The 21,511-nt window shown below is 42.4% G+C and carries 20 protein-coding genes; 4 read left to right on the forward strand and 16 right to left on the reverse strand.

Translation table 11 applies throughout. From position 1 onward, the window contains the following. Positions 1-16 precede the first annotated feature (16 nt). From rpsO to FG28_RS11405, 4 genes are all read right to left on the reverse strand, one after another. Complete coding sequence (gene rpsO, locus FG28_RS11390) at positions 17-286, reverse strand: 30S ribosomal protein S15 (RefSeq protein WP_036382924.1); 270 nt, start codon at positions 284-286, stop codon at positions 17-19. 166 nt (positions 287-452) lie between these two features. Then, positions 453-1,313, reverse strand: coding sequence for an acetyl-CoA carboxylase, carboxyltransferase subunit beta (gene accD / locus FG28_RS11395; RefSeq protein WP_036382926.1), 861 nt, complete (start codon positions 1,311-1,313; stop codon positions 453-455). Between the two features lie 27 nt (positions 1,314-1,340). Then, positions 1,341-2,408 (reverse strand): class II fructose-bisphosphate aldolase, encoded by a 1,068-nt coding sequence (gene fbaA, locus FG28_RS11400; protein ID WP_036382928.1) that lies wholly within the window; start codon positions 2,406-2,408, stop codon positions 1,341-1,343. Positions 2,409-2,463: 55 nt separating this feature from the next. Beyond that, entirely contained in the window at positions 2,464-5,052 is a 2,589-nt protein-coding gene (locus tag FG28_RS11405; protein ID WP_036382930.1) for a BamA/TamA family outer membrane protein, read from the reverse strand. A 24-nt stretch (positions 5,053-5,076) separates the two neighbouring features. Between FG28_RS11405 and FG28_RS11410 the strand changes: the two genes are divergently transcribed. After that, a complete protein-coding gene (locus FG28_RS11410; protein WP_036382932.1) occupies positions 5,077-5,793 on the forward strand; it encodes an RNA methyltransferase in 717 nt (238 codons plus the stop codon). Between the two features lie 61 nt (positions 5,794-5,854). On the opposite strand, the gene FG28_RS11415 is transcribed toward FG28_RS11410, so the two are convergent. The 3 genes from FG28_RS11415 to ubiE are packed head-to-tail and all read right to left on the reverse strand — an operon-like array spanning position 5,855 to position 7,746. Further along, positions 5,855-6,265, reverse strand: coding sequence for a DUF6326 family protein (locus FG28_RS11415; RefSeq protein ID WP_036382934.1), 411 nt, complete (start codon positions 6,263-6,265; stop codon positions 5,855-5,857). A 49-nt stretch (positions 6,266-6,314) separates the two neighbouring features. Beyond that, entirely contained in the window at positions 6,315-7,013 is a 699-nt protein-coding gene (locus tag FG28_RS11420) for a porin family protein (protein ID WP_036382936.1), read from the reverse strand. A gap of 4 nt (positions 7,014-7,017) precedes the next feature. Then, positions 7,018-7,746 carry a bifunctional demethylmenaquinone methyltransferase/2-methoxy-6-polyprenyl-1,4-benzoquinol methylase UbiE gene (gene ubiE / locus FG28_RS11425; RefSeq protein ID WP_036382937.1) on the reverse strand — a complete coding sequence of 243 codons (729 nt, stop codon included), beginning with the start codon at positions 7,744-7,746 and terminating at the stop codon, positions 7,018-7,020. 195 nt (positions 7,747-7,941) lie between these two features. On the opposite strand from ubiE, the gene trkA reads away from it, so the two are divergent. Together trkA and FG28_RS11435 are read left to right on the forward strand one after the other, a co-directional pair. After that, on the forward strand, positions 7,942-9,291 hold the full coding sequence (trkA, locus tag FG28_RS11430) for a Trk system potassium transporter TrkA (protein ID WP_036382938.1): 1,350 nt from the start codon (positions 7,942-7,944) through the stop codon (positions 9,289-9,291). Further along, a complete protein-coding gene (locus FG28_RS11435; protein ID WP_036386507.1) occupies positions 9,291-10,781 on the forward strand; it encodes a TrkH family potassium uptake protein in 1,491 nt (496 codons plus the stop codon). Before trkA ends, FG28_RS11435 begins: the two co-directional genes overlap by 1 nt. Positions 10,782-10,924: 143 nt before the next feature. Here the strand turns inward: FG28_RS11435 and FG28_RS11440 are convergent, their stop codons facing one another. Continuing rightward, positions 10,925-12,112: a pyridoxal phosphate-dependent aminotransferase gene (locus FG28_RS11440; RefSeq protein ID WP_036382940.1), complete on the reverse strand. Its 1,188-nt coding sequence runs from the start codon at positions 12,110-12,112 to the stop codon at positions 10,925-10,927. 16 nt (positions 12,113-12,128) lie between these two features. Continuing rightward, positions 12,129-13,229 carry an acyl-CoA desaturase gene (locus FG28_RS11445; RefSeq protein ID WP_036382942.1) on the reverse strand — a complete coding sequence of 367 codons (1,101 nt, stop codon included), beginning with the start codon at positions 13,227-13,229 and terminating at the stop codon, positions 12,129-12,131. A gap of 114 nt (positions 13,230-13,343) precedes the next feature. On the opposite strand from FG28_RS11445, the gene rsmG reads away from it, so the two are divergent. Continuing rightward, positions 13,344-13,979, forward strand: coding sequence for a 16S rRNA (guanine(527)-N(7))-methyltransferase RsmG (gene rsmG / locus FG28_RS11450; RefSeq protein WP_036382944.1), 636 nt, complete (start codon positions 13,344-13,346; stop codon positions 13,977-13,979). 305 nt (positions 13,980-14,284) lie between these two features. On the opposite strand, the gene FG28_RS20160 is transcribed toward rsmG, so the two are convergent. The 7 genes from FG28_RS20160 to FG28_RS11485 all read right to left on the reverse strand — a co-directional run bounded on the left by FG28_RS20160 (position 14,285) and on the right by FG28_RS11485 (position 21,485). After that, a complete protein-coding gene (locus FG28_RS20160; RefSeq protein WP_051947289.1) occupies positions 14,285-15,112 on the reverse strand; it encodes a S9 family peptidase in 828 nt (275 codons plus the stop codon). A 149-nt stretch (positions 15,113-15,261) separates the two neighbouring features. After that, positions 15,262-16,299, reverse strand: coding sequence for a DJ-1/PfpI family protein (locus FG28_RS20165; RefSeq protein WP_051947290.1), 1,038 nt, complete (start codon positions 16,297-16,299; stop codon positions 15,262-15,264). Between the two features lie 75 nt (positions 16,300-16,374). Next, entirely contained in the window at positions 16,375-17,337 is a 963-nt protein-coding gene (locus FG28_RS11465; RefSeq protein ID WP_036382946.1) for a GlxA family transcriptional regulator, read from the reverse strand. Positions 17,338-17,339: 2 nt separating this feature from the next. Next, positions 17,340-18,104 (reverse strand): creatininase family protein, encoded by a 765-nt coding sequence (locus FG28_RS11470; protein WP_036382949.1) that lies wholly within the window; start codon positions 18,102-18,104, stop codon positions 17,340-17,342. A gap of 86 nt (positions 18,105-18,190) precedes the next feature. Next, on the reverse strand, positions 18,191-19,819 hold the full coding sequence (gene pruA, locus FG28_RS11475) for an L-glutamate gamma-semialdehyde dehydrogenase (protein WP_036382951.1): 1,629 nt from the start codon (positions 19,817-19,819) through the stop codon (positions 18,191-18,193). Positions 19,820-19,898: 79 nt separating this feature from the next. Then, a complete protein-coding gene (gene apaG, locus FG28_RS11480) occupies positions 19,899-20,285 on the reverse strand; it encodes a Co2+/Mg2+ efflux protein ApaG (protein ID WP_036382953.1) in 387 nt (128 codons plus the stop codon). 3 nt (positions 20,286-20,288) lie between these two features. Next, positions 20,289-21,485 carry a DUF3667 domain-containing protein gene (locus FG28_RS11485; RefSeq protein WP_036382955.1) on the reverse strand — a complete coding sequence of 399 codons (1,197 nt, stop codon included), beginning with the start codon at positions 21,483-21,485 and terminating at the stop codon, positions 20,289-20,291. Positions 21,486-21,511 lie beyond the last annotated feature (26 nt).

Genomic DNA, 21,511 nt, shown 5'->3' on the forward strand with positions numbered 1-21,511 from the left:
AGCCTCCCCTTTATTTTTATTTTCTAATATTCAATTCCTTGATCAAGGAACGATATTTTTCAATGTCTTTTTTCTTTAGGTAATCCAAAAGACTACGTCTTTTACCTACCAAAGCCACCAAAGAACGTTCAGTGTTGTAATCCTTGTGGTTCCTTTTAAGGTGTTCTGTTAAGTGGTTGATACGGTGTGTGAACAATGCAATTTGACCTTCCGTAGAACCGGTGTTGCTCTCAGAGCCGCCGTGTTTTTTGAAAATCTCGGCTTTTACTTCTTTCGTTAAATACATTCCAATATTTATTTAAATGATTTTTATGTATTGATTGACCTTCAATCAGCGCGCAAAGATAGGTCTTTTTTTGAATTGAAAAGAGCAATGAACCAAACTTTTGAGGCCGGTATATTGTATTTGCACATTTTATAAAACAAAAAAGCCCCAGTTATTGGGGCTCTTATTAGTTTCTTATGGGTTGATTGGTAATCAAATCGATATAGAGATTGACTTTCTTTTTCAAATCCCTTCGGTGAACGATAAAATCCAAGAACCCGTGCTCTTTCAAAAATTCAGAGGTCTGGAAACCTTCTGGAAGGTCTTTTCCAACGGTATCTTTTACAATTCTGGGTCCGGCAAAACCGATCAGTGCTCCTGGTTCAGCAATGTTGATGTCCCCCAGCATGGCATAGGAGGCAGTTGTTCCCCCGGTTGTTGGATCGGTACACAATGAAATGTATGGAATTTTGGCCTCTGCCAATTGCGCCAATTTTGCTGATGTCTTTGCCAATTGCATTAGGGAAAGTGCAGCTTCCATCATTCGGGCACCTCCTGACTTTGAAATCATCAAGAATGGGATTTTTTTCTTTTTGGCCACATCAATGGCCCTAGAAATCTTTTCACCCACAACACTTCCCATGGAACCACCAATAAAATTAAAGTCCATACAGGCAATAACAATGTCCTTGCCCATGGATTTTCCCACGGCGGTGCGGACAGCATCCTTTAATCCCGTTTTTTGTTGCACGGTCTTTAAGCGTTCCGAGTATTTTTTGGTGTCCACAAATTTCAAGGGATCCTTGGAAGTCATGTTTTCATCCAATTCCTTGAACTTATTGTCATCAAATAGAATTTCAAAGTACTCCTTGCTCCCTATTCTAACATGGTAATCATCCTCGGGACTTACATAGAAATTTTTGGCAAGGTCTTCAGATTCAACAATTTTTCCAGTGGGGGATTTATACCATAACCCCTTGGGGGTATCTTTTTTTTCCTCCGTGGCGGTCTGTATTCCTTTTTCCTTTCTTTTAAACCAAGACGACATGCAATCAAAATTAAATTAAACGAAGGTTTACAAGGTATTGACGTTATTCAAATCTTCAAAGGCCTTTTTTAGGCGTGCCACAAAAGTTTTTTCACCTTCTCTGAGCCAAACCCTTGGGTCGTAGAATTTTTTGTTGGGCTGATCATCTCCATCAGGGTTTCCTATTTGGGCCTGAAGGTAATCCGCTTTTCCTTGGATGTAATCACGAACACCTTCCAAGAATGCATATTGCAAATCGGTATCGATATTCATTTTAATGACACCGTATCCGATGGCTTCCCTGATTTCCTCCAAAGTGGAACCCGAACCGCCGTGGAACACAAAATCGATATGATTGTACCCCACACCGTATTTTTCGGATACGAATTCTTGGGAATTCTTCAAGATTTTTGGCGTCAATTTTACGTTTCCTGGCTTATACACACCGTGTACGTTTCCAAAAGCAGCGGCCACGGTAAATCTGTGACTGATTTTGGAAAGTTCTTCGTAGGCATAGGCCACTTCTTCGGGCTGGGTGTACAGTTTTGAATCGTCAATATCGGTATTGTCCACACCGTCTTCTTCACCACCGGTGACACCCAATTCAATTTCCAAGGTCATACCCATTTTGCTCATACGCTCCAAGTATCCTTTGCAGATTTCAATGTTCTCCTCAATGGGTTCTTCAGACAAATCGATCATGTGTGAACTGAACAACGGTTTTCCAGTAGCTTTAAAATGTGCTTCACTGGCATCCAAAAGCCCATCAATCCAAGGCAATAGTTTTTTGGCACAGTGATCGGTATGCAAAATCACGGTGGCTCCATAAGCTTCAGCCAATTGGTGCACATGCTTGGCACCTGCCACGGCTCCCAAAATGGCAGCTTTTTGGTTTTCGTTGGAAAGTCCCTTTCCTGCATTGAACTGTGCTCCTCCGTTTGAAAATTGAATGATAACAGGGGAATTCAATGAAGCAGCGGTCTCCATTACGGCATTTGTGGTATTGGACCCAACCACGTTTACGGCTGGAAGGGCATATCCGTTTTCCTTGGCATGTTTAAAAATCGCTTGAACTTCATCGCCCGTAGCAACGCCTGGCTTAATATTGTGGGACATAGTTTAAGATGGTTTTCGAGTTAAATTAGGCCACAAAAGTAATAAAATAATTCCTCTAGAAAGGATAATTGATCCCGATATTGAAGACAGCTTTCCTGAGGTTGTAATCACTGAACCAACGATCCGAACCTTCTTCAGCGGGATTGTAGGTCTTAAACCCAACATCCAGCCTAAAGACAAAATAGGTAAAATCGTAGCGCAGTCCCAAACCAGAGCCCAGTGCCAAATCCCCAAGGGATGAAAAGTCAGTAAAAATGGCATCGGGATTCTTTTCACTGTCGAAAACGTTCCAAATATTGCCTGCATCGGCAAAAAGGGCTCCTTTTACATCACCGGCTATGGGGAAACGATACTCCACATTAAAGGCGAGCTTAAGATTGGCCTCGTTAAAGTCGTTGATGTTGTTGGTTTTTCCTGGTCCCAATTCGTAGGCATTCCAAGCTCTGTTGTCGTTGGAACCCCCTGCAAAGTAACTTCGCACAAAGGGGATGTTATTGGAGTTTCCGTAGGGAACGGCCATGCCCAAGAAGCTCCTGAAGGCTATTACTTGGGAATCGCCCACTTGCCAATGTCTTATATAATCAAGTTCGGTTTTTACATATTGGGAAAAAGGAACACCAAAAACCAGGAGTTGTCCATCATCATTTTCATTATAAGGAATGGCATTGGCGATCAAGGAAAGCATATTTCCAGCGCTTTCCAATTTTATTCGGTACTGGTAAAAATCCAAATCATTGATGTCTGACTTGCTGTTTTTGGTATGGGTAAAGTTTGTGGCAAAGATGAGATTGTTCTCGGTAAGGCGCCTTCTGCGCTCCTCGATGCTGTTTACCTCATCAAGTTGATCTTCGGATACGGGAATTTCATTGCCTAGAACGGCCTGTACAAAGCCATTGGCACCTTCAGGAATAATCAAGCGAAGCGGATCGGTTTCATTGTCTGAATATTCAAAATAGGAAGCATATTCGGGATTGTCCTGAAAATCGTCCGCAAGGTCATCCAAATTGGAAAAAGTGTTTCGGTATACATTATAGAAATTGTCCGGGTTTACATTCCGTACAAACTCCACGTTCAATAGTTCCAAGTTGTTTCTTAACCTAGTGGTGGGCGACCAGTTATAGGAAAGGATGGAATTCAAGGATTGTTTGTCCAAACCAATGTTCCGTTGAAAGTTGGTACCCGCCAACAGCCTACTTTGGGGCAGCATGTAATAGGGGATGATCTTTTCTGTGTTGAAGGGAAACCAAATTCTGGGAAAGGTGATGTTTACATCACCACCTAGTTCTGAAGTAAATGTTTCATTGGATAGGGATGCATCACTCAATAAGCCAATGGATCCCCTGGCAGAAATGTTCAAAGTTTCTGCCCCTCCAAAGACGTTTCTAGTAATGACCGAGGTGCTGAACGCCGTCCCCACCTGCTGAATGTTGGAGTGGGTCACATCAAAATTCATGTTTAATGAAAACTTGGGCCTAGGAGCCAGATAGATATTTGAGATCAATTGGGCTTGGGTCGTATCCGGGATAAACTCAATGTTGGGATACTTAAAAGTGTTCAGGTTGGTAATCTGCCGGTAGGTTCGAATCCTGTCCAAATCTCTGTAGATACTATCTTTTTCAAAGAAGATGGCATCTGTTAAGGCCTTGGGTCTATATCTAAGTTTTTCCTTATAGTAAATGGTGTAGTTTTCGTATTCCACAGAATTTAAGGAGTCCACTTCATCCCCAAACAAATAGTCAGAATAGATGTTGATTTTTTTAAGGCGGTGGATGCGGTAAGGATCGGTAGTGTCCGTACTATCTGCGGAGCTCCTAAACTTTCTTATGTTGAGCTGTACATCCATCAACTGGTCATCCGATACCAGTGTAGTATCCCTTAAAATGTCATAGTTGATTGAACTTTCCTGAAAGTTGTATACTCCTGAGTTTCGGAACAAGTTTGTCAGTCGTTCACGTTCCAGGGTAAAGTTGTCCAAATCAAATTGTTCTCCTTTTTTTACAAAAGAACTCCTTGAAGAAATAGTGTAAATGGAATCCAGTTCGGGAGAGCTTATGTTTTTTTGAACAGTGTCTATGATAAAGGGTTTCCCCAAAGTCACTTCATAGTCCAATTCGGCTCTTTTCTTTCTTTTTCCATCCACAATGGTATATGAAGCCGAGTTGTTAAAATAGCCCTTGCTATTGTAATAGGCCTCTAATCTATTTACGGATTTATTGGTTAGGGAGGTGTCTATGACCACGGGAGGTTCCCCGATTCGTTTCAAAAACTCACTATATCCCTTTACCATAAAGGACTCTTGCAACCTATTGACCTGTTTCTTGGAAAGCAGGTTATTGAGTCTTTTTTCGCGTTTTTCCTTTCGGTACAGCCAATTCTGAAAAGAAGAATCTGGATTTTCCTTGGCCAGGTTGTACAGGTTCAGTCGAAGGGGGTATCCTAGAACGCTACTATTGGGTTTTTGCGAAATAAGACCTTTGATCTCACTGTCCGTAACCTTTTCACCATCTACCCGAATGTTGTTTTTGGTGAGCAATAACTCATCCTCACCAACCTTTTTAAGGGTGTTGCAACCAGCAGTGGTCAATATAAGCAACAATAATCCTATTTTTGCCCAGTTGCACAATAGACGTAAAGAACCCTTCATAGACGCCAAAAATACACGATTTAGATGGTTACGAAAAACCAAATTAAGCTAGTTGTAAGCCTAAAGCAAAAAAAGTACCGATCTCAACATGGCCTGTTTGTGGTGGAAGGCGAAAAAACGGTAAATGAGCTATTGCAATGGGGGTTGAAACCTTTTAAATTGTTTGTTGATGATTCGCTGAATGCGGAAGGTTTTAAAGGATACGAGCTGGTTTCCAAAACCCTATTGAAACAAATGAGCAGTTTAACCAATCCCAGTGGGGTGTTGGGGGTTTTCTTTATGCCCGAGGCCAAAAAAAATGAAGATTCCGATTGGATGGTGGCCTTGGATGCGGTACGAGACCCGGGAAATTTGGGAACCATAATCCGATTGTGCGATTGGTTTGGGGTAAAACAATTGATTTGTTCCGAAGATACAGTGGACTGCTATAATCCAAAAGTGCTTCAGGCCACTATGGGGTCCATTGCCAGGGTAAACATAATTTATACAAACCTTGAAGCGTATTTAAAAAATACAACAGTATCGGTTTACGGTGCTTTTATGGATGGGGAACCTGTATATGACCAAAAACTTCCTTCAAACGGAATTTTAGTGATGGGCAATGAGGCCAACGGGATTTCCAAAGAGGTCAGTGCGTTGATTACGGAGCGTATTTCAATTCCACAATTTGGAGAAATTACCACGGAAAGCCTTAACGTGGCCACGGCCACGGCCATTCTTCTGAATGAGGTTAGAAGATAGTTTATTTTGGACTTTGGCTCATTTTTATCTTCCAGTATGGTTCCGTTTAATTCATTTTAGTCTATTCCGTGCTTGGCCACTTCCATGCCAATCTGATAATCAGAAACAGTAAAATCAATTCCAATAACTCATAAAACCGCCAATAAAACCACAAGTCTTGCTCGCCTATGAACTGTGTGGCGATAAGTACAAGAATATGGAACATGCCTATGATGATGTTCACAAGACGATTTGCCCGCGCTTTTAAAGTTACACAAAGTAATACCATGAGGCCGGGAAGCACCATTAGAATAGCCGCTCCCAATAAGATAGGCTGTGTAAAACGCATCCCTTGAGAGTACCCTTCTGCCAGTTCCTTGACATGCCCCGGCTGATACAGAGACAATATATCGTTATAGATATATAAGAACATCAATGCTATCCAAAACAGGGCAAGCCTGATCTTTACATTTATCTTAGGGTCTATTAACATGCTGGCATTCTTTTGTGGTTTTGTTTATTTGATCTTTGAGCCAACAATTTTATTCAAACGTAAAATTGATAAAAATTCCCCGGGTACGCATGGCATTGATGTTTCCAGTCCAAGGACTGTTTGGGTCATCATCCGGAACCAACTCATCGGAAAGGGCAAAAACGCCACGGATGGAAGGTGTGAACTTAAAGTATTCGGTGTAAAAATCGATACCAAAGCCCAACTCATAGCCATAAACGTTCTTTTTCATTCTGAATTCTCCACTACTGTTATCGTCCAAACTGTCTTCTTTGCTTCCCAAATTCAGGGAAGTGTACACACCCCCAATAATGAAAGGTTTCCAATTGCCAAAACGCTTGGTGCTGGCTTTGAGGAGCAAAGGAAATCGAATATATGTGGAGCGCACCTCTCTAAGCGCATCAGCCTGATCCGTAAACCCTGGAAAGCCCAAAGTTCTTGCGGTGTAGAGCAGTCCTGGCTCAAAACGGGTATCCAAAAATTCGTTGATGCGCATTTCGCCTATCAATCCCACATTGAATCCAAAGCTTTTGTCGACCAAGACATCCCTGCCGATATCATTTTTGTATTCAAATTGAAAATCGTATTGGTTGAAACCCAGGTAATACCCCCAATTCAAGAACCTCTTGTCCTCATTCTGAAGATTGAGAATACGGTCATCGGATAACTGGGCCAAGGAAGTTGAGCATGCCAATACCAGCAAACTGAACAGAAGAAAGACGTTTTTCATTAAACTATTTTGTCGCGACATAAATGGAGGCCACTCCAAATGTCTGGGGTTTGTTCTCTATTCCTATAAACCCAGTTTTGGCCAAAATATTGTTGAAAGCCTCGCCGTGGGGGAAAACAGATGCAGATTCACTCAAATACCTGTAGGCCGAACGGTCTTTGGAGAACAATTTCCCGATTGTGGGAAGAATGTAGTTGCAATACAAACGATAACCTTGCTTAAATGGTGTTTTGGTGGGCACGGAAGTCTCCAGGACCATAAAAGTCCCCGTTGGCTTTAATACCCTATAAATTTCTGCGAGCCCTTTTTCAAGGTTCTCAAAATTCCGAACCCCAAAGCCAACCGTTACTGCATCAAAAGTGTTGTCATCAAACGGCAAATCTTCGCTGTCCCCAACCACCATTTCTATGGTATCCTGCAGGTTTTTTTCTGAAATTTTTTCTTTTCCCACTTCCAGCATGCCGGGTGAAATATCCAATCCTACAATTTTCTCGGCGCCGGTTTGGGTCATGGCAATGGCCAAGTCTCCGGTTCCCGTAGCAATGTCCAAGATGGTTTTTGGAGATTTTGCCTTGAGTAAGTTTACCATACGTTTACGCCATTTAAGGTCTATTCCAAAGGAAATGACCCTGTTGAGACCGTCATAATTCTTGGAAATGGTATCGAACATTTGGCGGACCTGTTCCTTTTTTCCAAGTTGTGATTCCTTGTAAGGCGTAACTTTTTTTGACATCTATTGAATTTGGTGGCAAATATACAATTTAGCAATATGGCAGGTGTACAAAAATATTTGTGTAATTTTGCCCAGCAATGGGGGAATCTTTCCGTATGTTGTTAAAAATATGTCATTTAGACCACGGTCACTATTCTTTTTATCATTTGTAGCGCACAAATTGAATTTATTCAAGAACACATCTTATTTTAATCGATGAAGATTATAATTGCAGGAGCTGGTGAGGTAGGCTTTCATTTGGCAAAACTATTGTCTTATGAAGCACAGGATATTACATTGATCGATACGGACAAAGAGAGTTTGGCCTATGCGGATACACATTTGGACATTAGGGTACTTCGGGGAGATGCCACTTCCATACAAGTGTTGCGGGATGCCCGAGTGGAATCCTCGGAATTGGTTATTGGCGTAACGGCATCTGAAACTACAAACCTTACCCTTTGTTTTTTGGCAAAACAGTTGGGATGTAAGCGAACTATAGCCCGAATTTCCAACACGGAGTTTATGGACAACCGGGAATCCATACGGTTTGAGGATTTAGGTGTTGATGAACTAATTTCCCCTGAACGATTGGCTGCCATGGAAATCCAGTTGATGCTCAACCAGTCCGCATTTAACGATACGTATGAGTTTGAAGGCGGACTATTGACCATGTTTGGGGTCATTCTTCCCAGAACGGCCCCGTTTGTGGGCAAAATGGTAAAAGAAGCCGCACAGATTTTTCCTGAACTGCATTTTATGCCCATTGCCCTACAGCGGATGGGAACACAATACACGTTGATTCCCAGGGGGGACACCGTTTTCAAAGAAGGAGACCAAGTATACTTCATCACTTCAGATAAGGGAGTGGAAGAACTGTACAAACTCACAGGCATGCAAAAGCAGGATATCAAGAATGTGATGGTTCTGGGCGGAAGTAAAGTAGGGTTTAAAACGGCCAGGGACCTTTGCAATAAACGGTTCAATGTAAAACTTATTGAAAAAAATAAGGAAAAGGCATTTGATATTGCCGATGAACTTCCCCATGCCTTGGTCATTAATGGAGATGGGCGAAACGTGGAACTGCTGGAAGAAGAGAATCTGGAATCCATGGATGCCTTTATTGCCGTTACAGGAAATTCAGAGACCAACATTATGTCTTGTTTGGTGGCAAAGTCCAAAAAGATAAAAAAGACCATCGCTTTGGTGGAGAACATGGACTACTTTCAGCTGTCGCATTCCATTGGGGTGGATACGCTCATCAATAAAAAACTACTAGCGGCAAACAGTATCTTTAGATATATCCGAAAAGGGGAGGTGTTGGCCTTGACCCGATTGAACAACCTCAATGCAGAGATCTTGGAATTTGAGGTGAAGGCATCCTCGTTGGTAAATGGCGAATTGATCAGGGAGTTGAATTTTCCTAGGGAGGCCAGCATTGGCGGGGTCATCAGAAATGGAGAGGGAATCATTGCTCTAGGGGACTTTAGGATTGCTGAAGGCGACAAAGTAGTGGTCTGTTGCTTGCCCAAAGCTATCCCAAGGATAGAAAAGTTGTTCCTGTAATGAAACTCAATACACGAATCATCATCCATATTTTGGGACTGTTGCTCTTGTGCAATGGCTCTTTTATGCTTTTGGCCGCATTTGCCAGTGGCATTTACAAGGATGGTGCAACCTTGGATATTACACTTGCTGCCATTGTAACCATGCTTTTTGGGATGATGGCCATGTTCTACACACGTGGGCACAAAAAAGAAGTAAAACGACGGGAAGGTTATATTGTAGTGACTTTTGGGTGGATTGTGATGTCCATTTCAGGAATGTTGCCCTACTTGTTTTCAGGGACCATTCCTTCTATTACCGATGCATTTTTCGAGACTATTTCCGGATATACCACAACGGGAGCTTCCATTTTAAACGATATTGAATCGCTTCCAGAAGGCATTTTGCTCTGGAGGAGCCTTACCCATTGGATCGGGGGAATGGGTATCATTGTACTGGCCATAGCCATATTGCCATTGTTGGGTATTGGGGGGATGCAGTTGTTTGCTGCTGAAGCTCCAGGCCCTGGCGGGGATAAATTGCACCCAAGGATTACAGACACTGCAAAACGGTTGTGGTTGATTTACTTTGGATATACGGTGGCAGAGACTGTTTTGCTAAAAGTGGCCGGAATGACTTTTTTTGATGCCATCAACCACTCCTTGGCCACAATGTCAACCGGAGGTTTTTCCACAAAAAATGCCAGTTTGGCCTATTGGAACGATCAACCTATGATCCAATACATCACCATCCTTTTTATGTTCTTGGCGGGAAGCAATTTCGTACTCAGCTATTTTGCCTTTACCAAAAGGGTGCAACGCATTTTAAAAGATGAAGAGTTCAAGTACTATTTCGGTTTTGTGGTCATTTTTTCCGCATTGGTTGCCTTAGCGATATTTTATAAGGCCAATGTGGGAGTGTCAGAATTTCACCCGATGGTCTGGGGAGAAGCGGAAAGTGCCTTTAGGCATGCCCTTTTTCAAGTGGTGGCCGTGATCACCACAACAGGTTTTGTAACGGCGGATTTTACCTCGTGGACACCTTTTTTGACCGTGTTTTTCTTTGGGTTGATGTTTTTAGGGGGGTCTGCTGGCTCAACTGCGGGAGGAATTAAAGTGATGCGGCATTTGATCATCATCAAAAATGGTATTTTGGAATTTAAGCGAACCCTGCACCCGAATGCCGTTATTCCCGTTCGATATAATCAAAAGACCGTTACGGAACATATTGTGTACAACGTAATTGCCTTTTTTGTACTGTACATGCTCCTGTTCATTATTGGTTCTTTGGTACTTGGTTTTTTGGGACTTGATTTTATTTCTGCAGTGGGGGGAGCTGCTTCGTCCCTGGGCAATGTGGGTCCGGCCTTTGGTAGTTTAAACCCTGTGAGCAATTATGATAGCCTACCCGATGCTGGAAAATGGTGGTGTGGATTCCTGATGTTGTTGGGACGTTTGGAACTGTTTACCGTGCTGATTCTCCTTACTCCATATTTCTGGAAAAAGACCTAAAAAAACCTCTTGAAGTGCAACTTCAAGAGGTCTGTTTCATTACTGTGTTGTTTATGAATCCGTCATCCTGAACTGGTTTCAGGGTCTCATCACATCTTTCTGAATAGAATGGGATGCTGAATCAAGTTCAGCATGACATTCAATTAAACCACGGCCTTAATTTGTGCAATGGCCTCCCTAAGTTCTTTTTCTGATGCTGCATAGGAAATACGTATGCAATTGGGGTTTCCAAAAGCTTCACCCGTAACTGTGGCCACATTGGCATGCTCCAAAAGATAAAGGGCAAAATCCGATGCATTATTGATGGTGGTTCCCTTCAATGTCTTTCCAAAGAAAGCAGAAATGTCAGGGAAGACATAGAATGCTCCCTCGGGAACGTTGAGGTTGAATCCTTCGATCTCTCCCAACAATTGCAAGACCAAGTCCCTTCTTTCGTGAAACTTATCGATCATGTACTGAATTTTGCTCACTGGAGCTTCCAAAGCTGTAATCACAGCACGCTGTGCAATGGCATTTGCACCGCTGGTAACCTGACCTTGCAGTTTGGTACATCCTTTGGCAATCCATTCAGGAGCACCTATATATCCAATACGCCATCCGGTCATGGCAAACGCTTTGGATACACCATTTACGGTAATGGTCCTATCGTACATGCCATCAATTCCGGCAATACTGGTGTGCCCACCGTCAGTAAAATTGATATGCTCATAAATTTCATCGGAAACCACTAAAATATCTGGATGCTTTTTCAAGACCTCGGCCAAACCTTCCAATTCAGCTTTGCTGTATACCGAACCACTGGGGTTGCAGGGTGAACTGAACCAAATCATACGGGTCTTGGGGGTAATGGCTGCTTCCAATTGTTCCGGGGTCATTTTAAAATCAGTATCAATACTGGTCTTTACTTCAACAGGGACGCCCTCTGCCAATTTCACAATATCGCTATAGCTCACCCAATATGGAGCAGGTAAAATAACCTCATCCCCAGGGTTCAATACTACCATGGCCACATTAAAAAGGGATTGTTTGGCCCCTGTGGACACTACAATTTGATTTGGACCATAGTCCAAATTATTATCCCTTTTGAATTTAAGGGTGATGGCCTTCTTCAACTCGGCATAACCATCTACAGGGGTGTAGCTGCTATAGTTGTCATCAATGGCCTGTTTGGCGGCTTCTTTGATAAAATCTGGAATATTAAAGTCGGGTTCGCCCAGACTTAATCCAATAATGTTCTTTCCCTCATTCCGTAATTCCCTGGCCTTTGCAGCCATAGCCAAAGTGGCCGACGTGGACATGTTCTGAATCCTGTCAGATAAATGGTTGCTCATCGATTTTGCTATTTTACTAGTACTGAAGTGCTGGGTTTTTCCCTAATTCCTTCAGATGTTTGAAGTGCGAAATTATAGCTTTTCTGGTAGTTTTATACTCGTTGTAGGGTAAATTAAATTCCCGTGCCGTCTGTTTCACAATTTTAGAAATTTTTGTGTAGTGGACGTGGCTGATGTTCGGGAAAATGTGATGTTCCACTTGATGGTTAAGACCACCGGTAAACCAGTTTACAACCTTGTTTTTTGTGCCAAAATTGACTGTAGTAAAGAGTTGGTGGATGGCCCAGGTATTTTTCATATTTCCGCTTTCGTCGGGCAGTGGGGTTTCTGCTTCATCCACAATATGTGCCAATTGGAATACAACGCTAAGGATCACCCCGGCAACATAGTGCATAATAAAGAAACCAAGAAGTACCTGCCACCAGGCAACGCCACCAAAAATCATGGGAAGGGCGATCCAAATGGTTAAATAGATAATCTTGGTGATGACCAAAGTGCTCCAGTTGATTACGGGATTGGGCAGTTTTCCGTAGCTCAATTTACGCTTCATATAGCGGTACATCTGTTGGAAATCTGTAGTTATGGCCCAATTGAATGTGAGCAATCCATATAGAAAAATGGAATAATAATGTTGAAATCTATGATGTTTTTGCCATTCGGCATGTTTTGAGAATCGTAAGATTCGTCCTGCCTCCATATCCTCATCATGCTCATGGATATTGGTATAGGTATGGTGCAAAACGTTGTGCTGTACTTGCCAGTTATACACGTTCCCGGCCAAGATATAGATGCTGCTTCCCATAAGCTTGTTCACCCATTTTTTGTTGGAATAGGCTCCGTGGTTGCCATCGTGCATCACATTCATGCCCACGCCGGCCATACCTACTCCCATGGTAATGGAAAGCAAAAGATAGGCCCAAAAGGGAAGGTTAAGGGTTAAAATCAGAAAATAGGGGGTCAAAAAAATGGCAAACATCACAATGGTTTTCATGTGAAGTTTCCAATTCCCGGTTTTCTTTATCTCATTTTCGTTGAAGTATTCGTTTACTCTTTTGTTCAGAGTTCTAAAGAACTGTGCAGAATCCTTTCTTGAAAACCGGATGGTACTTTTATCCATATAAAAATTTTTTACAAAGGTAGCCAAATTGCACCTTATACGGTTACACCTTCATGTTAGAACGGTGTTAACATGTTCAAAAGTATTAATTTTGCTAAAATTAACAGCCTGCAGATGAATGCCGATTTGATTTTCAATTATTTTACGACGCTCACCGATGTGCAAAAACAACACTTCGGGGATTTGGAAGCGCTGTATCAGGACTGGAACCAGAAAATCAACGTGGTTTCCCGAAAGGATATTGATGAGCTTTACCTAAGGCATGTGCTTCATTCTTTGGGAATTGCAAAGATTCAATCGTTCAATGAAGGGGCGGAAATCCTTGATGTGGGCACAGGAGGGGGGTTTCCGGGAATTCCACTGGCCATACTGTTCCCAGAAGTGCAATTTACCCTTGTGGATGCCATTGGAAAAAAAATAAAAGTGGTTCAAGAGGTGGTTGATGGGCTAAAATTGGACAACGTGACCGCCATTCATTCCAGGGTGGAGGATATTGAAGGAGAGTTTGATTTCATAGTGAGTCGTGCTGTTGCCGCCATGCCCACTTTTGTGCATTGGACCCGGGGAAAAATAAAAAAGGACCCCGCCCATGAACGTAAAAATGGTATTTTTTACCTAAAGGGCGGCGACCTTACCGAAGAATTGAAAGATTATAAAACCGTTCAAATCTTCGATTTAAAAGACTATTTTAAGGAGGATTTCTTTGAGACCAAAAAGGTGGTCTATCTGCCCCAGAAGTTTCGGGGTTGATCTACTTTTATGTGTTCAACATTCTATAGTAGACCCCTCTGCACTTTCTGGAATACGTTTTGGCATACTGCCATTTGTCGTTCAGCCACTTGGTCAATTTCCCCCAAACATTAACTCGCTCTTTCATTGTAATTGGGTTTTAATGTGTAAAGGTAAACAGATTACGTTCAGTTTACAATTAATTAACGTTAAATTTACATAAAGATTGCTTTGGAATGGGTTTTTTTGAAGAAAAACTTCCTTTTAGGAACGGATAGAGGTTTGTAAACAGCTGACATATAGTAAAATAAATATGCTATTTGTGTTTATTGAAGAACACCAATCTGTTTTAACCAAGGTTTTATATATGAGAGAAGATCATAACGCTTATTGGTTTGGGTATTGACAAAACTATGGTCTCCAAAGGGAAGCAATACCACTTGAAAATTGGATTTGTTTAAGCGTTTTAATTCTTCAAGTGTAGCATCCACTGGAATAACAGGGTCATTGGTGCCTAAAAACCAAAGTGTCTCTATTCCCAATTGTTCTAGTATATTTCTAGGGTCAAACCCTCTTTCCCCGGTAATTTTTTTTAGTTTTTTGTGTGCTTCCGGTATTGAGATTCCATTTATATCCCCATCTCCTGTAAGTTGGCTGAAATAATGTTCTTCTCCAGCAGAAACGGCTGCCCCTTCGCCTATGATCATGAAATCGATATCTTTGCTTTTTGAAGCAGCCAAAGGCATGACCCAACCCGCTTGGCTTCCTCCCAATAGCCCCAATTTGGCTTGTTGGAGTTCTGGTTTCGATTTGAGCCATTCTACACAGGCCAATACATCGGAAGCAAGTAAATCAAACCACGCTTTACTACGTGCAACCGTAAAATATTCGTAAGTGCCTCCTGATTCACCCACTCCTCTTTTGTCGAACGCTAATATGGCCATTCCAAGCTGGGTGCCCAGTTTGGTATAGAAGCTCACATCTTCATAAGTGGAAGGTGCCGATCCATGTACAATGACCAGAGCAGCTTTTATTTCTTCGGTATAAAAGGGTGAATAGTAGGCGGCATTCAGTGCTACGGAATCATTTAGAATACGGACATCTTCCTTTATGTATCCTTCATATTTGCTATTCTGGTCACCAATAAGCTTCATGTTGCAAACAGGACAGGTCCCTGGTTCAACATACACTTGATTATGGCAATCCGATGCACAAGGTGGACATCGATAGGTTTTATTTTGACCGTGGGCACAGGATAGAAGCCAAAAGAAGCCAAGAATTGAGAAAATAGGTTTTCTTGACATCATAATTTCTGAAACAACCTTCCATCCTCACGAAGCTTATATCCAATAATCTTACCAGCTTCATTTCTTTGAAAGAAAACAGGGTCATTGCCCACATCAGAAAAAATGTCCTGGTCTTCATGGTACACTGGATATGAGGCACCATTGACGTTTGCCACGAGATTACCTTCACGCTCATTAAAGACCAGTTTTAACTCTGCGTTATTCTCATATTGATAAGTGCCCTCAAAGTTTTTGAAGAAAGAAATGGGTTTCTTTTTTATATACGGATTGTCCTCTGAAAGAATCAATCCATTGCCCAAATTCCAGTTGTCGTATTCCATGTAATAAGCCGTGCGTTTGGCAGCATTCAGCCCTTGAAGTTTGGCCACCAAATGAAGCGCTCCATCGATTCCTGCTGAAATTCCTGCTGTGGTAATGACTTTGCCATTGTCCACAAAACGGACATTCTTGCGCACATCAATTTTTTGGTAGTTGTTTTCCAGATCGTCAAGGGCATTATGGAAGGTTGTTGCCGTTTTCCCGTTCAATATTCCGGCTTCGGCCAAGACAAAGGCCCCTGTACAGACCGAAAAATGATATTGTACGTTCTTTTGGCGTTGTACCCAATCAATAACCTTTGGATTTTGGGAAGCCGCTCCCGAATTCCCTCCAAAGAAGGCCAAAATATCGGCTTCTGGGGCATTATCCACACTGTAATCTGGGGTTACTGTAAGTATGCCTTGCGATTTTATGGGCTCCTTGTTGGCGGAAACCGTGAACACTTTGTATCCAGCATAGGCGAAAACTTCCATCGGCCCTGCAAAATCAAGCACTTCAACCCCATCTTGTAGATAAAAGGCAATGGTTTTTGAATCGCTTTTTTTGATGAGGACCATGTTGCAATGGGAGCACACTCCTGGAGAATTATGTTCGACTTTATCGCATGTGGCGTTGCAAGGTGGGCAAATGTAGATAGTTTCCATAGGAATGTTGTTTTGGGCCATGGCGCACAAAGTGACCAAGCTGGTAGCTAAAAGAAAAATTGCCTTGTTCATTTTTTGATGATTTTCGTCAAAAGTATACCGAAGTATAATGGGGTCAAAGGACAACCATCCGCAGTATTGGGACAATTATTTGTGCCAATCCGATGGGAGGGAAGTGGTGTGTTTTTTTAGAAGTGATCGAAGTTGATTGGGACTCTGTAATCCGCACGCTGATGCCGCAGCACTTACTTTTGATCCCGAGGACAACATTTGAATGGCCCGTTCCACTCTAAGCTTGTCCAGATAATCCCCAATAGTGATCCCAGTGGTTTTTTTGAACAAACGCGTAAGGTTACGGGGACTCATGTGCACAATTTCAGCTAGTTCTTCTATGGCGGTCTTGGTACTGAGGTTTTGGGCCAGTACATCCTGCACTTGGTGGATTCGGGTATCGATGTGGTTTCTATATTGAAGAAAAACACTGAGTTGGGGGTCATTTTCGGTTCTACGGAGAAAAATCACCACCTCTTTGGCTATTTTGGATGTAAAAACAGGCCCGAAAAGTTCTTCGATAATAAAAAGGGATAGGTCTATTCCTGAAGAAACCCCGGCACTGGAATAGAGATTGCCATCCTTGATGATCAACCTGTCCGACAATACTTTGGCCTTGGGAAATCTAGATTGAAAGTCTTCCATGTATTTCCAATGGGTGGTACATTCTTTCCCATCCAAAAGTCCTGCGTATCCTAACAGATAGGCCCCTGTGCATACCGAACAAATTTTAGCACCATGCTGATATTGTTCCCTTAACCACTCAAAAAACGAATGGAATATTTTGGATATGTTTTCGGTGAACAAAATTTGAACATCCATACCGGGAACAAAAAGCAAATCATTTGGGCCTAGGCTATGCTGGTGGAAAGGGGTCAAGTTTCCCAAAGCAATGCCTGCTCCCGATTGTTGCTCAATAGCATCGTCTAGACTTAAATAAATTGTTTCAATTTCGGCACCGTATTCCTTGGCTTCATAAAATAAATGGGCTGGACCGGTAATATCCAGCAGTTGGACTTGAGGTGGTACAAGAAAAAAGAATCTTTGGTTACCCGACATGGCTATTCGTAAAGATTGTCTACATCCGCTTGGGCAATATCAATGAACAATTGACCCATTTTTTCACAAATGGCGTTAAAAAATCGCTCTCCTTTTTCTTTGGATGCGTTGCTTGGGTCTCCAACTCCGGTATCTTCGCTTATTTTTGACCAAGGTCGCTCGGTCCAAGCCCAACCTTCCCTAAAGGCCTTAATTTTATTCTTTTTTTCTGCTCCACTGCCCCAATCTTTTTTTGGTAGTACCAGTTCTGGTGCTAGGTGCAATATAAGACTGGTTTCCATTTCGTCTGCATGATCACCTGGGATTTTAAAATATTGTTTTCGGTCTAATATTGTGGGCCATTGCGAAGCACAAATAAACATGTTTGGAAAAAGTAAGCCTAACTCTCGGATAATTGACTTCCAATTATTGCCGCCATGACTATTTAGAATCATAAATTTATGAATACCCTGTCTGTCCAAAACGGTGATAAGATCTTTCAAAATAGCAAATTGGGTACTGGGATTTAAGTTCATGTCCAAATAAATATCCGATTGGCCCGTATTGACCCCAAAGGGAATTGTGGGGAGAACGATTACCTTAGCACCTTCTTCCCATGCAATTCGTGCCGATTCTTCGGCAATCGCGGTCCCTTCAATCGTATCTGTGGCATAGGGTAGGTGATAGTTGTGCGCTTCTGTGGCGGCCCAAGGTAGCACGGCCAGTTCAATAGACTCGTCTTTTAAATGTTTCCAGTTGGTTTCGGCCAACACATAAGGTCTAGGCATAAGGAATTGGTGTTAGTACAACATAAAAATAGCCGTTATCTCCTCAAAAATGGAAATAACGGCTATCAAATTATATTACTTTGAACCTATCCCAAGAAAGGATAGCGATAATCCTCTGGCGTTACAAAGGTCTCTTTGATCAATCGTGGAGAAACCCAGCGCAGAAGATTTTGGGCAGAACCTGCCTTATCATTGGTTCCTGATGCTCTTGCTCCACCAAAAGGCTGCTGACCTACAACGGCCCCAGTGGGCTTATCGTTGATATAGAAGTTACCAGCGCAGTTTTGCAACGCTTTGGTAGCTTCATCAATGGCATAGCGGTCTGCGGATAAAACAGCACCTGTTAGGGCATATTCAGAAGTGCCATCCACCAATTTCAAGGTATCGGCCCAATCCTTGTCCTCATAAATATATATGGTGACCACTGGACCGAAAAGTTCGGTACACATGGTGGTGTATTTTGGATCGGTGGTCAAAATCACGGTGGGCTCGATAAAATACCCTACGGATTTGTCATATCCTCCGCCAGCGATAATTTCCGCATTGTCATCAGCTTTGGCTTGATCGATGTATTTGGCCAATTTGTCAAAAGAACCTTCATGGATCACTGCGGTGACGAAGTTGCTCATATCAGCAGGTGAGCCTGGCTTGTTGAACGAAGCCAAATCGGCCTTTACAAAATCCAAGATCTCATTGGCTGTGGATTTTGGTAAATATACCCGCGAAGCAGCACTGCATTTTTGCCCCTGGAGCTCAAAAGCACCCCTAACAATGGCCGTGGCCACTTGTTTTGGTTTTGCAGTGGGGTGGGCAATAATAAAATCCTTGCCTCCTGTTTCCCCAACGATTCTTGGATAGGTCTTGTAGTTGTGGATATTGTTTCCGATTTGCTTCCAAAGTTCCTTGAACACAAAAGTGGACCCTGTAAAGTGCAATCCAGCAAAGTCTGGACTGGAAAGAATCACATCTGAAATCATTGCAGGATCACCAGTCACCATATTGATGACACCATCGGGCAATCCAGCCTCTTTAAAGACATCCATGATTACTTTCGCAGAGAATACCTGACTGTCACTGGGTTTCCAAATGACAACGTTGCCCATTAAGGCCATACAGGATGGCAAGTTTCCGGCAATGGCTGTAAAGTTGAACGGGGTAATGGCATAGGTGAAACCTTCCAGTGGTCTGTATTCCACGCGGTTCCAGATTCCTTCAGAGGATTCTGGCTGTTCGGCATAGATCTGCGCCATGTATTCTACATTGAACCTTAAAAAATCAATAAGTTCACAAGCAGAATCTATTTCGGCTTGGTGTATGGTCTTGGACTGCGCCATCATGGTGGCAGCGTTTATTTTTGCCCTATACGGACCTGCGATGAGGTCGGCAGCCTTTAAAAAAACGGCAGCTCGTTGTTCCCAAGTTAAATTGGCCCAAGCCTCCCTGGCTTCCAAACAACTTGAAATTGCCGCTTCAATATGTTGTTTTTCGGCTAATTGGTACTGTCCTACCACATGTTGGTGTTCGTGTGGGGGCGACATTGGTTTGGTGCTCCCAGTTTTAATTTCCTTGGAACCGATGTAAAGCGGAACCTCAACGTTGCCGTTGTAATAGGTGTTGTACTGTTCCAGTACCTCTTCACGTTCTGGTGTGCCGGGGGCATAACTTTTTACCGGTTCGTTATACGCAGTCGGAACTTGAAAAAAACCTTTTCCCATAAAAATGCTTAATTTTTGATGTTAACAATTCATTCCATCAAAGGTAAGCAAACAAAGGGCGAACAGAAAATGTTATGGATTAGTTTATGGCAAATGGAGCGGCAAATTTGAAGGCCGGAATCTCCACTTCAAATTCTTGGGCAGTGGCCAAGTTCACCATGTTATAGTACCCATGCATAGCGCCAATGGGGGAAGCCAGCAAACAACCGGAACTATAGGTATGGGATTTTCCGGGCTTGATCACTGGTTTTCTGCCAATTACACCTTCACCATCAATGGTTTCAATGTCTTTGAGGGCGTCAAAAACATCCCAGTGCCGTGCTGTGAGCTGAACAACGTCCTTGCTTAAGTTTTCAATGGTAATGGTGTACCCAAAGGCATAGTGCATTTTGTAGTTTTTAAAAAATGTGCCTTCAAAGGTGGTTTGCACCGATACTTTGATTCCTTTTGTAACCTGTGTGAACATAGATCAATAGGTAAAAACACTTCCTGTTAACAACATGATTACCGCAAATACTGCCAAAAAGGTAAATATAGTGTTCAGAAAGAGATATTTGACAATGGTTTTAAATGTTCCTTGCCCGTAAAACTTCTTCATCGCCAGATATAGGTATACACTAAAAATTGTAATGAATATACCTGCGCTCGTTACATCAAAAATAGCATCTATTATCAAGCTAAGGATGAGCAAGATAAACAATAAGGATTGGTTGTGAAAGCTAAAAATAAGATGATCGGTGTAGGTGTATTTTTTTCTGATGTACACCAGCCAAATGAAGACGGCAAACACAGGTAAAAATAAAAAGACGACAAAAGGTAGCTTGGATATGGTTGAGTTTATAAAGCTTCCAGGTTGCTTCACCACCTTCAAAAAACTGTTTGAAAACTGAAAGGCCATTTTGTTTGAGAACGAGCTTTTGAGGTTGTATTTGTCCTGGGCTTGCTGAAAACTGTAAAGGGTATCCACTTGGATCATCCGTCCAAAGAATTCCATTTTTGACGAAAATGTATTGGTTCCGGAATTTTCCTCTTCCAAACTTTTATAATACCCTGCAGGGTCCGCGGCCATAAGAGAGTCTCGATTCACCTTTTTAAGGTTCACGGCAACCATAAGGGAGTCCAGAATATTTACCCCTTTCTTTACTTCCGGGGTATTGGCATCGGCCGAGTCCAATTGTGCCAGAACATTGGCTGTATGTTTTCTTAGTTCGGTACTGTCAGTAGAGAAAGCGCCTGATTTTACATTATATGCCACAGGTACTCCTGCGGAAATGTTGCCATCAAATTTTGAAGCGGCTCTATCCAGATTGTCGAAACTGGTGTTGTAAGTAAACATTAGAAAGTATAGGAATGCCAGGCTCAACAAAAACCGAAAGGGATTGGTGTAGGTCACCCGTTTACCATTTATGTAATCCTTGGTAATGGTCCCTGGTCTGACCAATAGGGCAGATAAGGTTTTCAGGAGTTTGGAGTCGTAATTGATCAGCCCGGAGAAAAACTCATCCACAAAATCTTTTAAGGTCAACTTTTTGGTACTGTTGGCCTGCGAACAATTGGGGCAATATTTGTCGCTCACATCCAAAGGATGTCCACAGTTTAAACATTGATCGCCCCTAAACCTAAGCTCATAGCGGCCCTTACTGACCAAGCTGTCTTTTTTGCCCATGCCCCTTTAGGATTTGGAGCTAAGAT

Source organism: Muricauda sp. MAR_2010_75, from assembly GCF_000745185.1.
In the GTDB taxonomy this organism is placed as follows: domain Bacteria; phylum Bacteroidota; class Bacteroidia; order Flavobacteriales; family Flavobacteriaceae; genus Flagellimonas.

What these genes read in the sequence shown, in the direction of transcription:
- FG28_RS11470 (WP_036382949.1), bottom strand. Translation starts at nt 18,104, where the DNA reads ATGCCTAGACCTTATGTGTTGGCCGAAACCAACTGGAAACATTTAAAA.
- FG28_RS11415 (WP_036382934.1), bottom strand. Translation starts at nt 6,265, where the DNA reads ATGTTAATAGACCCTAAGATAAATGTAAAGATCAGGCTTGCCCTGTTT.
- FG28_RS11465 (WP_036382946.1), bottom strand. Translation starts at nt 17,337, where the DNA reads ATGTCGGGTAACCAAAGATTCTTTTTTCTTGTACCACCTCAAGTCCAA.
- fbaA (WP_036382928.1), bottom strand. Translation starts at nt 2,408, where the DNA reads ATGTCCCACAATATTAAGCCAGGCGTTGCTACGGGCGATGAAGTTCAA.
- ubiE (WP_036382937.1), bottom strand. Translation starts at nt 7,746, where the DNA reads ATGTCAAAAAAAGTTACGCCTTACAAGGAATCACAACTTGGAAAAAAG.
- apaG (WP_036382953.1), bottom strand. Translation starts at nt 20,285, where the DNA reads ATGTTCACACAGGTTACAAAAGGAATCAAAGTATCGGTGCAAACCACC.
- FG28_RS11405 (WP_036382930.1), bottom strand. Translation starts at nt 5,052, where the DNA reads ATGAAGGGTTCTTTACGTCTATTGTGCAACTGGGCAAAAATAGGATTA.
- FG28_RS11440 (WP_036382940.1), bottom strand. Translation starts at nt 12,112, where the DNA reads ATGAGCAACCATTTATCTGACAGGATTCAGAACATGTCCACGTCGGCC.
- FG28_RS11410 (WP_036382932.1), top strand. Translation starts at nt 5,077, where the DNA reads ATGGTTACGAAAAACCAAATTAAGCTAGTTGTAAGCCTAAAGCAAAAA.
- FG28_RS11485 (WP_036382955.1), bottom strand. Translation starts at nt 21,485, where the DNA reads ATGGGCAAAAAAGACAGCTTGGTCAGTAAGGGCCGCTATGAGCTTAGG.
- FG28_RS20160 (WP_051947289.1), bottom strand. Translation starts at nt 15,112, where the DNA reads ATGAAGCTTATTGGTGACCAGAATAGCAAATATGAAGGATACATAAAG.
- FG28_RS11420 (WP_036382936.1), bottom strand. Translation starts at nt 7,013, where the DNA reads ATGAAAAACGTCTTTCTTCTGTTCAGTTTGCTGGTATTGGCATGCTCA.
- rpsO (WP_036382924.1), bottom strand. Translation starts at nt 286, where the DNA reads ATGTATTTAACGAAAGAAGTAAAAGCCGAGATTTTCAAAAAACACGGC.
- accD (WP_036382926.1), bottom strand. Translation starts at nt 1,313, where the DNA reads ATGTCGTCTTGGTTTAAAAGAAAGGAAAAAGGAATACAGACCGCCACG.
- rsmG (WP_036382944.1), top strand. Translation starts at nt 13,344, where the DNA reads ATGAATGCCGATTTGATTTTCAATTATTTTACGACGCTCACCGATGTG.
- FG28_RS20165 (WP_051947290.1), bottom strand. Translation starts at nt 16,299, where the DNA reads ATGAACAAGGCAATTTTTCTTTTAGCTACCAGCTTGGTCACTTTGTGC.
- FG28_RS11445 (WP_036382942.1), bottom strand. Translation starts at nt 13,229, where the DNA reads ATGGATAAAAGTACCATCCGGTTTTCAAGAAAGGATTCTGCACAGTTC.
- FG28_RS11435 (WP_036386507.1), top strand. Translation starts at nt 9,291, where the DNA reads ATGAAACTCAATACACGAATCATCATCCATATTTTGGGACTGTTGCTC.
- trkA (WP_036382938.1), top strand. Translation starts at nt 7,942, where the DNA reads ATGAAGATTATAATTGCAGGAGCTGGTGAGGTAGGCTTTCATTTGGCA.
- pruA (WP_036382951.1), bottom strand. Translation starts at nt 19,819, where the DNA reads ATGGGAAAAGGTTTTTTTCAAGTTCCGACTGCGTATAACGAACCGGTA.